The 13,615-nt window shown below is 64.1% G+C and carries 10 protein-coding genes; 1 reads left to right on the forward strand and 9 read right to left on the reverse strand.

Annotation, left to right across the window (positions count from 1 at the left end):
* Positions 1-243: 243 nt before the first annotated feature.
* The 6 genes from R5R73_RS17850 to R5R73_RS17875 are packed head-to-tail and all read right to left on the reverse strand — an operon-like array spanning position 244 to position 10,595.
* On the reverse strand, positions 244-1,047 hold the full coding sequence (locus R5R73_RS17850) for a peptidylprolyl isomerase (protein WP_071231017.1): 804 nt from the start codon (positions 1,045-1,047) through the stop codon (positions 244-246).
* 57 nt (positions 1,048-1,104) lie between these two features.
* On the reverse strand, positions 1,105-1,782 hold the full coding sequence (gene narI, locus R5R73_RS17855) for a respiratory nitrate reductase subunit gamma (RefSeq protein WP_071231018.1): 678 nt from the start codon (positions 1,780-1,782) through the stop codon (positions 1,105-1,107).
* A 16-nt stretch (positions 1,783-1,798) separates the two neighbouring features.
* On the reverse strand, positions 1,799-2,548 hold the full coding sequence (gene narJ / locus R5R73_RS17860; RefSeq protein ID WP_322528223.1) for a nitrate reductase molybdenum cofactor assembly chaperone: 750 nt from the start codon (positions 2,546-2,548) through the stop codon (positions 1,799-1,801).
* The gene (narH, locus tag R5R73_RS17865) at positions 2,541-4,133 is read right to left on the reverse strand and encodes a nitrate reductase subunit beta (protein WP_322528224.1); all 1,593 of its coding nucleotides are present in this window, start codon (positions 4,131-4,133) and stop codon (positions 2,541-2,543) included. The genes narJ and narH overlap by 8 nt, the downstream gene beginning before the upstream one ends.
* Positions 4,130-7,906: a nitrate reductase subunit alpha gene (locus R5R73_RS17870; RefSeq protein ID WP_322528225.1), complete on the reverse strand. Its 3,777-nt coding sequence runs from the start codon at positions 7,904-7,906 to the stop codon at positions 4,130-4,132. Before R5R73_RS17870 ends, narH begins: the two co-directional genes overlap by 4 nt.
* Before the next feature lie 25 nt (positions 7,907-7,931).
* Positions 7,932-10,595, reverse strand: coding sequence for an MFS transporter (locus tag R5R73_RS17875; protein ID WP_322529619.1), 2,664 nt, complete (start codon positions 10,593-10,595; stop codon positions 7,932-7,934).
* A 295-nt stretch (positions 10,596-10,890) separates the two neighbouring features.
* Here R5R73_RS17875 and fnr point away from each other — a divergent pair, with 295 nt between their 5' ends.
* Positions 10,891-11,697, forward strand: coding sequence for a fumarate/nitrate reduction transcriptional regulator Fnr (fnr, locus tag R5R73_RS17880; RefSeq protein ID WP_303856811.1), 807 nt, complete (start codon positions 10,891-10,893; stop codon positions 11,695-11,697).
* Positions 11,698-11,754: 57 nt separating this feature from the next.
* Here fnr and trmB read toward each other — a convergent pair whose 3' ends face one another.
* From trmB to thiS, 3 genes are all read right to left on the reverse strand, one after another.
* Positions 11,755-12,483, reverse strand: a complete 729-nt coding sequence (trmB, locus tag R5R73_RS17885; protein ID WP_322528226.1) for a tRNA (guanosine(46)-N7)-methyltransferase TrmB — start codon at positions 12,481-12,483, stop codon at positions 11,755-11,757.
* 75 nt (positions 12,484-12,558) lie between these two features.
* On the reverse strand, positions 12,559-13,356 hold the full coding sequence (locus R5R73_RS17890; protein WP_322528227.1) for a thiazole synthase: 798 nt from the start codon (positions 13,354-13,356) through the stop codon (positions 12,559-12,561).
* A gap of 31 nt (positions 13,357-13,387) precedes the next feature.
* A complete protein-coding gene (thiS, locus tag R5R73_RS17895; RefSeq protein WP_083387268.1) occupies positions 13,388-13,588 on the reverse strand; it encodes a sulfur carrier protein ThiS in 201 nt (66 codons plus the stop codon).
* Positions 13,589-13,615: the final 27 nt, after the last annotated feature.

The following is a 13,615-nucleotide window of genomic DNA, read 5'->3' on the forward strand; positions in this document are numbered from 1 at the left end:
GTGGCGTCGCCAAACGCCACTGACCACAGCAGCGAATGTCAGGTTCCTGCCATGGTTATCTCCTCATCATGCTAGTCACGGTCCTTAGTGCCGCCCTGCCCAGGGCGGCTTTTTTGTTCTCATCTCTTCTCAGCCTCTGCTGCGAGGCATCAGGCCCCTCTTCGAGGACAATTTCGAACGCTGCGATATCGGCTCTCCTGGAGTCTGCTCGAAAGCGTGATGCAACCGAAGCATCGTTGCAGCCTACTGCATCAGCGCACCGTCCGTTTCGAGCGCCACGCCTTCGACGCCATACTGATTGGCCAGGGCGAGCAGATAATGGCGCAGCGCGCGGCGCGACGCCTGCTCGCGCAGCGTATGATGCACCCGGCCGGCGACCCGCTCGAAGGGCAGCGGCTGCCCGTCGATGCGCCGGTCGATCGCCACGATATGCCAGCCGTAGCGTGAAGCCAGCGGACGATTGTGCAGCCCCTCCGGCAGATGGCGCAGCGCATTGTCCAGCTCCTCGACGGTCTGCCCCGGTGCCAACCAGCCCAGCCGGCCGCCGTCCTCCCGCGATGGGCAGGCCGAATGGCGCATCGCCAGCTCATCGAAGCGCTCGGGATGGTCAGCCAGCTCGACCAGCAGCGTCTCGCCCAGCCGCCGCTGGGCATCGCGTGCCGCACTGTCGTCAGGCGCGGCAGCGAGCAGGATATGACGTACATCGAGCCGCGTCGGAGTCCTGAAACGCTCGGGATGAGCGGCAAAGAAGCGGCGGCAGGCCGCCTCGTCCGGCTCGGGAGTATCCAGTTCATGCTCCAGCAGTTGGGTCAGGCGCGCTTGCTCATTGTCAGGATCGTGCGCCAGCCCCAGCTCATCAGCGCGCAGGGTGAGCAACTCGCGGATCGCCAGCGCTCGGGCGGCCTGCCTGAACGCCTCCTCAGGGGTGGCCGCGCTGTAATACTGCATCTCGCGGGCGACGGTCTCCTCCGCGATGACCGTGGCGCCGACCCGAATGACCGGATGGTCACTGTCGGCCGGCAGTTGTTCGATGGCGATTTCTTGCATCTCGATCCCCTTGGTGAACCTGATGAAATGGAGCGCGCAGAGTGCGGGCAGCCGCTCTTATGCCCGGCGACGCACCAGTTGGTAACGCCGTCCGATATAGCCCAGCGGCGCGCTCCATATATGCACCAGCCGCGTGAAGGGAAAGAGCAGGATGATCGTCAGGCCGATCAGGATATGCAGCTTATAGATCAGTCCCACTGCGACGAGGTGATCCGCCGCACCGCCGCGGAAGAAGATGATGCCCTGGGCCCAGTCCGCCAGCTGCAGCATCACGCTGCCGTCGAGGTGATGGACGGCAGAGAAGATCGTCAACAGCCCCAGCGACACCTGCGCGACCAGCAGGGCAAGAATCAGGATATCGGCGGTGCTCGACGTGGCGCGCACCCGCGGATCGGTCAGGCGGCGATGGAGCAGGATCAGCCCGCCGACCAGACACATGATGCCGGCGATGCCGCCGACAACGATGGCGAGAAGCTGCTTGTTTCCCGCGGCGATGAAGGGCGCATAGACCCAGTGCGGCGTCAGCAGCCCGACCAGATGGCCGAAGAAGATGACGATAATGCCGATATGGAACAGGTTGCTGCCCAGCCGCAGGCGGCGGTGGCTCAGCAACTGGCTGGAGCCGGTTTTCCAAGTGTACTGGCCGTGATCGAAGCGCAGCAGGCTGCCGACCAGAAAGACCGTGCCAGCCAGATAGGGGTAGAAGCCGAACAGCAGTGTATTGAGATAACTCATGGCGGGACTCCTTGCATCAGGAAACCGGACGATCGGGATTAGCGTCAGACGCCGGGGATTCGACGATGCGCAGCGGCACATCGCTCCGGAAATCGCGCTTGAGCTGTGCCTGGCGCCGCCCGGTGGCCGATTGCAGCGCACAGTCCTGATCGGAGGCGGCGGAAAAGCGCACCGCCTCCTCCTCCCAGACCGCATCCAGCGCGGCGGGCGTATCGTCGCGGGGTTCCTCACGCGCGTGTTCGAGATGGTCGTCGATGGTGTCCTCCATGCCGATCATCGCCAGCAGCGACGCCGGCACCAGGGCATGATCGCTGTCACGCTCGATCAACCGTGCCGCCAGCCGTGCCAGGATATGCGCCACCTCGCCGAGCTGGCGGGCGATCTCCTCGTCATCGCGGGTGGACAGAAACTCCAGGAACAGCGGCAGATAGTCCGGCAGTTCGCGGGCCAACAGCTCGAAACCCGCGGCATGGTAGTGGGCGAGCAGATCGACCATCGCCTGGCCACGGTCACGCGATTCGCCGTGGACATGTTCGAACAGCAGAAGCGACGTGGCGCGACCGCGGTCGAACAACGCCACGTAATCGGCCTGCAGGTCGAGCAGGTCAGCATTGGCGATGGCGGTGATCCATGTCTTAATCTCGAAACGGCGCTGACGGCTCAGGTGTGCCTCGCCATCGATGACCTCAAGCATTTCCGCTGCGGCCTGCTGCAACTCAGCGGTCGGATAATCGAGCAGGCGCGCCAGTACGATCAGACTACGCATCGTTGGCCTCCCGCGACTGTCTGGTCTCGTCAGGCGAGTAATAGCCCACCGCCTCGTCATGATCGGTCAGCGGCTTGACCAGCGTCGCGGTCTGCTTGCGACCGCCGAACAGGCTGACGGTATTGTCGCCACCGTTGCAGCCGCTGCCGAACGAGAAACCGCAACCGCCGCGCTCGGGGAACGCCTCGCGGGCCAGCTCGCGGTGGCTGGCAGGGATCACGAAACGGTCTTCGTAGTTGGCAATCGCCAGATAGCGGTACATCTCCTCGACCTGCGCCACGCTCAGCCCTACCGCATCGAGTACCTCGCTGGCCTCGCGACCCTCGACCTGCTGGGCACGCTTGTAGACCCGCATCGCCATCAGCCGCTTGAGTGCCATGACCACCGGTGCCTCTTCGCCGGCGGTGAGCAGGTTGGCGAGATACTTGACGGGAATGCGCAGCGACTCGATCTGCGGCAGCACACCGTCGCTTTCGACGTGGCCCGCTTCGGCCGCCGACTGGATCGGTGACAGCGGCGGCACGTACCACACCATCGGCAGGGTGCGGTATTCGGGGTGCAGCGGCAGTGCCAGTTGCCAATCGATCGCCAGCTTGTAGACCGGCGACGCCTGGGCGGCCTTGATCACGTTGTCGGGAATGCCGTCGCGCCGTGCCTGGGCGATCACCTCCGGGTCATGGGGGTCGAGGAATATCTCGCACTGGCGATGGTAGAGGTCGCGCTCATCGGCGGAAGCGGCGACTTCCTCGATGCGGTCGGCGTCATATAGCAGCACGCCGAGGTAGCGGATACGGCCGACACAGGTCTCCGAGCATACTGTCGGCATGCCCGATTCGATGCGCGGATAGCAGAAGATGCACTTCTCGGACTTGCCGCTCTTCCAGTTGTAATAGATCTTCTTGTACGGGCAGCCGGAAACACACATCCGCCAGCCACGGCACTTGTCCTGGTCGATCAGCACGATGCCGTCTTCCTCGCGCTTGTAGATCGCCCCACTCGGACAGGACGCCACGCAGGCCGGGTTGAGGCAGTGCTCGCACAGCCTGGGCAGGTACATCATGAAGGTGTTTTCGAACTGGCCGTAGATGTCAGCCTGGACCTGGTCGAAATTCTTGTCGCGGCGCCGCTTGGCAAACTCGGTGCCGAGGATTTCTTCCCAGTTCGGGCCCCATTCGATCTTGTTCATGCGCTGGCCGCTGATCAGTGAACGTGGCCGCGCCACCGGCTGATGCTTGCTCTCGCCGGCCTTGTGCAGATGCTGGTAATCGAAGTCGAACGGCTCGTAGTAGTCGTCGATCTCGGGCAGGTCGGGGTTGGCGAAGATGTTTGCCAGCACCCGCCACTTGCCGCCGATGCGCGGCTCGATGGAACCATCGGCGCGCCGCAGCCAGCCGCCCTTCCACTTGCTCTGGTTCTCCCACTGCTTGGGATAACCGACACCCGGCTTGGTTTCGACGTTGTTGAACCAGGCGTATTCCACGCCTTCACGGCTGGTCCACACGTTCTTACAGGTCACCGAGCAGGTATGACAGCCGATGCACTTATCGAGATTGAGCACCATGCCCACTTGCGAACGGATTTTCATTTCACAGTCTCCTGCTCATAATCGTTGCCTTCGCCATCCAGCCAGTCGACGTGGTGCATCTTGCGCACGATGACGAACTCGTCGCGGTTGGAGCCGACGGTGCCGTAGTAATTGAAGCTGTAGGAGAGCTGGGCGTAGCCGCCGATCATGTGGGTCGGCTTGGGACAGACGCGGGTCACCGAGTTGTGAATGCCGCCGCGGGTGCCGGTCACTTCGGAGCCGGGAATGTTCACGATGCGCTCCTGGGCGTGGTACATCATCGCCATGCCGTTCTTGACCCGCTGACTGACCACCGCCCGGGCCGCCACCGCACCGTTGGCGTTATAAAGCTCGATCCAGTCGTTGTCCTCGACGCCGATGGCGCGCGCATCGTCCTCGGATAGCCACACGATCGGGCCGCCGCGTGACAGCGTCAGCATCAGCAGGTTGTCCGAGTAGGTGGAATGGATGCCCCACTTCTGGTGCGGGGTGATCCAGTTCAGCGCGATTTCCGGATTGCCATTGCCGCGCGGCGCCTTGAGGCTGCTGATCGCCTTGGTATCGATGGGCGGGCGGTAGACCAGCAGGCTCTCGCCGAAGGCGCGCATCCAGGCGTGATCCTGATAGAACTGCTGGCGGCCGCTCACGGTGCGCCACGGGATCAACTCGTGGACGTTGGTGTAGCCGGCGTTGTAGGACACATGCTCGTCTTCCAGCCCCGACCAGGTCGGGCTGGAGATGATCTTGCGCGGCTGGGCGACCACGTCGCGGAAACGGATCTTCTCCTCATGCTTGGGCAGCGCCAGGTGGGCATGCTCGCGGCCGGTGATCTTCGACAGCGCCTCCCATGCCTTGACCGCCACCTTGCCGTTGGTCTCCGGCGCCAGCGTCAGGATCATCTCGGCGGCATCGATCGCCGTCTCGATGCGCGGCCGCCCGCGGGCCGCGCCGTCATGCTTGCGCTGGTTGAGCTTACCGAGCAGCTCGATCTCGGACTCGGTCTGCCAGTTGATGCCCTTGCCGCCATTGCCAAGCGTATCGAGCAGCGGCCCGACCGAGGTGAAGCGTTCATAGGTCGCCGGGTAGTCGCGCTTGACCGCCACCAGGCTCGGCATGGTCTTGCCGGGGATCGGCGCACATTCGCCTTTCTTCCAGTCGCGCACCTCGGGCTGGGCCAGCTCCCCGGGCGAATCGTGCTGCAGCGGCAGCGTGACCAGATCGGTCTCTTCGCCGAGATGCCCCACGCACACCCGTGAAAACGCCTTGGCGATGCCCTTGTAGATCTCCCAGTCGCTGCGCGACTCCCAGGCCGGGTCGGTGGCCGCGGTCAGCGGGTGAATGAAGGGATGCATGTCCGAGGTGTTGAGGTCGTCCTTTTCGTACCAGGTCGCCGTCGGCAGCACGATGTCGGAATACAGGCAGGTGGTCGACATGCGGAAGTCGAGGGTGACCAGCAGGTCGAGCTTGCCTTCCGGTGCCTCATCGCGCCACACCACTTCCTCGGGCAGCACGCCGTCCATTTCGCCGAGATCCTTGCCCTGCACGCCGTTGCGGGTGCCGAGCAGGTACTTGAGCATGTATTCATGGCCCTTGCCGGAGCTGCCCAGCAGATTGGAGCGCCATACGAACATGTTGCGCGGGAAGTTCTGCGGGCTGTCCGGGTCCTCGGCCGCAAAGCGCAACGTACCGGCCTTGAGCTGGTCGACGACGTAATCGTTGAGCGGCTGGCCCGCTTCTGCGGCGGCAGCGGCCAGGCGCAGCGGATTGCGGTCGAGCTGCGGCGCCGACGGCAGCCAGCCCATGCGTTCGGCACGGACATTGAAGTCGATCAGGCTGCCGCTGTAGTCCTCGCGCCGCGCCAGCGGCGACAGCAGTTCCTTGACCTCGACCTTCTCGAAACGCCATTGGCTGGAGTGGTTGTAGAAGAACGAGGTGCCGTTCATCTGCCGCGGCGGACGGTTCCAGTCGAGGCCGAAGGCGAGCGGCAGCCAGCCGGTCTGCGGGCGCAGCTTCTCCTGGCCGACATAGTGGGCCCAGCCGCCGCCGCTCTGGCCGATGCAGCCGCACAGGATCAGCATGTTGATCAGGCCGCGGTACTGCATGTCCATGTGATACCAGTGGTTCAGGCCCGCCCCGACGATGATCATCGAACGGCCATGGGTCTTGTCGGCATTGTCGGCAAACTCCCGCGCCAACCGGATCACCTGCGCCGCCGGCACGCCGGTGATCGCCTCCTGCCACGCCGGCGTATAGGGGCGCAACTGATCGAAGGCGGTGGCGCCGTCATCCTCCCCTTCTCCGCCCAGGCCGCGGTCGATGCCGTAGTTGGCGACCATCAGGTCGAACACGGTCACCGCCAGTACCTCGCGGCCGTCCGCCAGGGTCAGGCACCTGGCCGGCAGGCTGTGGTAGAGCACGTCGTTGCCGGCCACATGGCTGAAATACTCATGGGGAACCCCGCCGAAATAGGGGAAGGCAACCTTGGCGACGCAGTCGTGGCTGCCGGCCAGCGACAGTTGCAGCGAGACCTCGTTGCCGTCGGCATCGAGCGGCTCAAGGTTCCAGCGGCCTTCGCTGCCGTCCTGCTCGCCACTCTTTTCACCCCAGCGGAAGCCGATGGAGCCGCGCGGCACCACCAGACGGTTGCTGGTTTCATCCCAGGCAACGGTCTTCCACTCGGGATTGTTGTCCTGGCCCAGGCTGGCGTCGAAATCGCTGGCACGCAGCTGCTTGCCGGGCACGAAACTGCCATCCTCGCGTGCTTCCAGCTCGACCAGCATCGGCATGTCGGTGTAGCGGCGCACGTAGTCGGTGAAGTAGGCGCTGGGCTTGTCGAGGTGAAACTCCTTGAGGATGACATGACCCATCGCCATGCTCAGCGCCGCGTCGGTGCCCTGCTTGGGGCTCAGCCATTCGTCGCACAGCTTGGCGACCTCGGCGTAATCGGGAGTGATCGCGACCGTCTTGGTGCCCTTGTAGCGCACTTCGGTGAAGAAGTGCGCGTCGGGGGTCCGTGTCTGCGGCACGTTGGAGCCCCAGGCGATGATGTAGTTCGAGTTGTACCAGTCCGCCGATTCGGGCACGTCGGTCTGCTCGCCCCAGGTCATCGGCGAGGCCGGCGGCAGGTCGCAGTACCAGTCGTAGAACGACAGGCACACCCCGCCGATCAGCGACAGATAGCGCGCCCCCGAGGCATAGGAAATCATCGACATCGCCGGAATCGGCGAGAAGCCGATGATACGGTCCGGGCCGTACTGCTTGGCGGTATAGACGTTGGCGGCAGCGACCAGGGTTTCGAGCTCTTCCCAACTGGCGCGCACGAAGCCGCCCATGCCGCGCACCTTCTTGTACTGCGCGGTCTTGGCCGGGTCCTCGACGATGGAGGCCCAGGCATCGACCGGGTCGTCATGTACGGCCAGTGCCTCACGCCATAGCTGGATCAACGCCTTGCGCACCGTCGGATACTTGAGGCGGTTGGCGCTATACAGATACCACGAATAGCTCGCCCCGCGCGGGCAGCCGCGCGGCTCATGGTTGGGCAGGTCCGGGCGGGTACGCGGGTAGTCGGTCTGCTGGGTTTCCCAGGTCACCAGCCCGTTCTTGACGTAGATCTGCCAGCTGCACGAGCCGGTGCAGTTGACGCCATGGGTCGAGCGCACGACCTTGTCGTGCTGCCAGCGGGCGCGGTAGCCGTCTTCCCAGTCGCGGGTTTCGTCACGGGTTTCGCCATGGCCGCCGGCAAACGGCGTGCGGGGCTTGCGCAGATAATTCAGACGGTCGAGAAAATGGCTCATGAAAGGTTCCTCCTGAATGAGCGTATCAGCACGGTGCCGGTGCATTGCGGCGGGCGTAGTACCACCAGGTCAGCGCCATGCAGCTCAGGTAAAAGACGATGAAGCCGATCAGCGCCGCGCCCACACCACCGGTCAGGCCGATGGAGGTACCGTAGGCCTTGGGGATGAAGAATCCGCCGTAGGCGGCGATGGCCGAAATGAAGCCGAGCACGGCGGCGGTCTCGCGGCTGGCTTCGACCTGTGCCTGTTCGGCATGCGCTTCGCCGAGCGCCTGTCGGCGCTGGTTGAGAAAGATCACCGGTACCATGCGATAGGTGGAACCGTTGCCGATGCCGGTGGCAATGAACAGCACCAGGAACATGACGAAGAAGCCGAAGAAGCTGCCCCCGCCGTGCTCGCCGGGCAAGAAGGTCAGCACCCCGAGGACGCCGACGATCATCAGGGCGAAGTTCCAGAGCGTGACCCGCGCACCGCCCAGGCGATCGGAAAGCCAGCCGCCCAGCGGCCGGGCCAGCGCACCGACCAGCGGGCCGAGAAAGGCGTAGCGGGTTGGGTCGACCGCGGGAAACTGCATGCCGGACAGCAACGGAAAACCGGCGGCAAAGCCCATGAAGCTGCCGAAGGTGCCCAGATAGAGCCAGCACATCAGCCAGTTGTGCTTGCGCTTGAAGATCACCGCCTGATCGCGGAACGAGGACTTGGCGGCAGCGATATCGTTCATGCCGAACCAGGCCGCCAGCGCCGCGATGACGATGAACGGCACCCAGATGAAGGCGGCATTCTGCAGCCAGATCTCCTGGCCCTCGGCAGCGCCTGTCATCGCCGTCTGCGGCGCGCCGGCCATCGGCCCCAGCACGCTGCCGGCGATCACCAGCGGGCCAACCAGTTGCAGTACCGAAACGCCCAGATTGCCCAGCCCCGCGTTCAATCCCATGGCAGTGCCCTTCTGGGTCTGGGGGAAGAAAAAGCTGATATTGGCCATGCTCGACGCGAAGTTACCGCCGCCGAAGCCGCACAGCAGGGCGAGAATCAGCATCACGCTGTAGGGCGTTTCAACGTGCTGCAGCGCCACGCCGATCCACAGGCACGGCAGCAGTAGTGATGCGGTGGAAATCGCCGTCCAGCGCCGGCCGCCGAAGATCGGCACCATGAAGCTATAGAAAATGCGCAGCGTCGCGCCGGACAGCGACGGCAATGCCGCTAGCCAGAACAGCTGATTGGGCGTGTAGGGAAAGCCAAATGTCGGCAGCTTGACCACCAGGATCGACCAGACCGACCACACGGCAAAGGCCAGCAGCAGGTTGGGAATCGAGATCCACAGGTTGCGCCGGGCAATGCGGCGCCCGGTGCGCGCCCAGAAGCCAGCATCCTCCGGGTGCCACTCGTTGAGCACGAAGCCTTTCGGTGCCGCCAGTTCGGGCAGGTCGGTGCTCGGCCGGTGCGCAGCCCATTCGTCGCGCTCGGCCCGGCGGATGGCGTAGTGCATCCAGCCCAGCGCACCGGCCACGATGATGAACATCAGCATGAAGCAGCTCTGCCAGATGCCGACCACGTCGTTGAGCATGCCGAAGGTCAGCGGCAGGAAGAAACCGCCCAGCCCGCCAACCATGCCAACCACACCGCCCACCGCGCCGACATGCTGCGGATAGTAGACGGGGATGTGCTTGAAGACCGCCGCCATGCCCAGCGACATGAAAAAGCCCAGCACGAAGATCAGCGCAATGAAGGCCGGCAACCCTACCGACAGCGAGAAATCGACCTCGCCGCGCACGCCTTCGATCGCATAGTGGGCGGACGGATAGCTGAGCAGAAACAGGCAGGCCACGGCCACGCCGAACGTCCAGTACATCACCCGCCGCGCACCGATCCGATCGGCCAGCCAGCCGCCGAGGATGCGAAACAGCGAGGCCGGCACCGAGAACAGCGCGGCAACGACCCCCGCCGTGGTCAGGCTCAGGCCGTAGACGTTCATCAGATACAGCGGCAGCCACAATGCCAGCGCGACAAAGCCGCCGAAGGTGCAGAAGTAGTACAGCGAGAAGCGCCATACGCGCAGCTCGGCCAGGGGCGCAAGCTGATCGCACAGCGGCACCCGCTGCCGTGCCCGTTCGTCGCGCAGCGGATCGTTCTTGGCCAGCATGATGAAGGCCACGCCCATGGCGGCCAGCACCGTGGCGTAGATCAGTGCCGTCGTCTGCCAGCCCAGCGCGACGAGCAAAAACGGTGCGACGAAGTTGGTCACCGCCGCACCGACGTTGCCGGCGCCGAAGATACCCAGTGCCGTGCCTTGCTGCGCGGCGGGAAACCACGCCGATACATAGGCCACGCCGACGATGAACGAACCGCCGGCCAGCCCCACCCCCAGCGCTGCCAGCAACAGCATGGCGTAGCTGGAAGTAAAGGTAAGCAGGTAGACGCAGGCGGCGGAGGTCAGCATCACCAGTCCAAACACCCAGCGCCCGCCGAAGCGGTCGGTCCAGATACCGAGCAGCAACCGGCTGATCGAACCGGTCAGCACCGGCGTTGCCATCAACAGGCCCAGTTGCGTGTCGGACAACCCCAGCTCCTGCTTGATACGCAGGCCAATGATCGAGAAGATTGTCCACACCGCGAAGCACAGCGTGAAGGCCAGGGTCGAGAGCCCCAGCGCGCGCTGTCGGTCACGGTGGGGCAATGCCACGGAAGTCATCACGATAGTTCCCCTTATGCCAAGCGAGGCTGACAGGGACTACTTTCTCGTCTGAGGACGGCGGCCTTTTTGACTCAGGTCAATTTTTGTAAAAATACTTTACGTTGGTAAACGTAGGGCCAGGGCTAGCCATAAGATCTAGAAGATACCGACGAACAGCGACGGTCAGTAAAGCGGTTGACACGCTACGCTGGCAGGCCTCGTCATATCGGCCGCAGAAGCAGGCATGTTATGCTGCGTTTCCTTACTGCCGCCACGCCATGCTGATCCGCGAATCGTCTCCGGGAGTCATGTCATGCCCATTCCCAGCATCGGATCGAAATACACCCGCTTCCATCGTACCTGCTGCCAGACCTGCAGCTTGAGCGCACTGTGTTTACCGCTGGCGCTGGATGTCCAGGACATGGACCAGTTCAACGCCATCATTCGCCGCCGCGCGCCGCTCAAGAAGGGCGAAGCGCTATTCTGCCAAGGCAGTTCCTTTTCCAGCGTGTTTGCCGTTCGCTCCGGTAGCCTCAAGCAGGTGACGCTCGATCAGAATGGCGAAGAGCAGGTCACCCATTTCTACCTGCCCAGTGAGTTGGTCGGCCTCGACAGCATCAATGAACAGCGGCATCCGGGCTATGTTATCGCGCTCGAGAGAACATCGGTGTGCGAGATCCCCTTCGATCATCTCGATAGCCTTGCCGAACACATCCCGCAGCTTCGCCTGCAGCTGTTACGCAGCATGAGCAAGGAGATGAGCGATGATCGCCGCATGATGCGTCTTTTATCGCGCAAAATCGCCGATGAACGCCTGGCAAGCTTCTTCATCAATCTCGCCATGCGCTTTCAACGCTGCGGCTATTCACCGTACAGCTTCCGCCTGCCGATGACGCGTACCGATATCGGCAACTACCTCGGTCTTGCCGTGGAAACCGTCAGCCGCATCCTGGGTCGCTTCCAGCAGCAGCAACTGATGGCGATCCAGGGCCGCGAGATACATATTCTCGATCTCGAAGCACTCAACACCCTTGCCGAAACGCAGGGGTGTCAACTCGATCAGGTCCGCACGCAGGCAAGCCTTGACGCCTCGGTATCAAGCCTTGACGCCTCGGTATGAAGAAACGTTGCATCGACATGACCGAAACGGAGTCCGTTCGCGAGCAACTGCCGCCTCTCAAACGCGCCGGTAGATGAGATCCCAGACGCCGTGACCCAGGCGCTCGCCGCGCTGTTCGAACTTGGTCAGCGGGCGGAAATCGGGGCGTTCGACGAACGGCGCCGTCTCGGCCGGCGCGGTGTTGACGAATCCCGGCGCCTCGGCTATCACCTCCGCCATGAACTCGGCGTAGGCCTGCCAGTCGGTCGCCATGTGCAGCTTGCCGCCCGGCTCGAGGCGGGAACGCACCAGCTCGACGAACGGCAACTGCACGATACGCCGCTTGTGATGTTTCTTCTTGGGCCACGGGTCGGGGAAGAAGAGCTGCAGCGTGTCGATGCTCGCTTCCGGCAGGCAGTCCGCCAGCACAGCGAGCGCGTCCTCGCGATAGACGCGGAGGTTGGTGAGCCCGCGCTTGTCGGCCTCGTCGAGCAGCTTGCCCACGCCGGGCGCGTGGACCTCGATGCCGATGAAGTCCGTCTCGGGATGCGTCTCGGCCTGCTCGACCAGCGACTTGCCCATGCCGAAGCCGATCTCCACCACGCAGGGCGCCTTGCGGCCGAACAGCTGCTCGAGATTCTGGCGGCCGTCGGCCAGCGTCAGCCCCCACTTGGGCCAGATCTCCTTCAGGCCACGCTCCTGCGCCGCCGTCATGCGTCCGGCGCGCAGCACGTAACTCTTGATGCCACGGCGCACGGGCGCCTCTTCGGCGGGGGATTGGGTATCGGGCGTCGTCTTGTCAGTCATGCGGAGGAGTCAACAGGGCAAGTAAAGGGAATGGCCGCTGGCTGGCAGCGGCCCTACGGGAGTCGACCGGAAGGCTCAGGCGTTGATCCGCCCGGCGAACGGCGAAGAAGGGCTGGCGCTCTGGCGGCGCGGCATGCGTTCGGCGAGAAACGCTTCGCGCCCGGCTTCGATCGCCTTGCGCATGGCGTGAGCCATCATCACCGGATGTTTGGCGTGGGCGATGGCGGAGTTCATCAGCACGCCATCGCAGCCCATCTCCATCGCCAGCGCCGCGTCGGAAGCCGTGCCGATGCCGGCATCGACCAGCACCGGCACCTCAGCGTGCTCGATGATGAGTGCCAGCGTCGCCGGATTGAGCAGGCCGTTGCCGGAGCCGATCAGCGACCCCAGCGGCATCACCGCGCAGCAGCCGCGCTTCTCCAGTTCCTTGGCCACGATCGGATCGTCGCTGGTGTAGACCATCACGTCGAAGCCGTCGTTGACCAGGGTCTCGGCGGCAGCCAGCGTCTCGACCACGTTGGGATAGAGCGTCTTCTCGTCGCCCAGCACTTCGAGCTTGACCAGGTTGTGGCCGTCGAGCAGTTCGCGGGCGAGCTTGCAGGTCCGCACGGCGTCCTTGGCGGTGTAGCAGCCGGCGGTGTTGGGCAGCAGCGTGTAGCGCGAAGGCGATATCGCATCGAGCAGGTTGGGCTCGTCCGGGTTCTGGCCCAGGTTGGTCCGGCGGACCGCGAACGTCACCACATCGGCAGCGCTGGCCTCGATGGCCGCGGCGGTTTCGTCGAAGTCGCGGTATTTACCGGTACCGACCAGCAATCGAGACGCAAAGCGGCGTCCGGCCACGATCAGCGGGGTGTCCTGGATCAGCTGAGACATGAATGACTCCTGGTCATGGATCTGGCAGGGATCAACCCCCGCCGATGGCATGCACGATCTCCACGCTGTCGCCGTCGTTCAGGCGTGTCTGCGCGTGCAGGCTGCGTGGCACGATCTCTTCGTTGACTTCGATGGCGATGCGCCGCCCCGTCAGGCCGAGCGTATCGACCAGCTGGGCCAGCGTCTGCTCGCCATCGAGCTGGCGGGGTTCACCGTTGAGCTGAATCTGCATGGCGGCCTCCCTGAAGCAGATCTCGAG

It is taken from the genome of Salinicola sp. LHM (genome assembly GCF_034479735.1).
Classification (GTDB): domain Bacteria; phylum Pseudomonadota; class Gammaproteobacteria; order Pseudomonadales; family Halomonadaceae; genus Salinicola; species Salinicola salarius.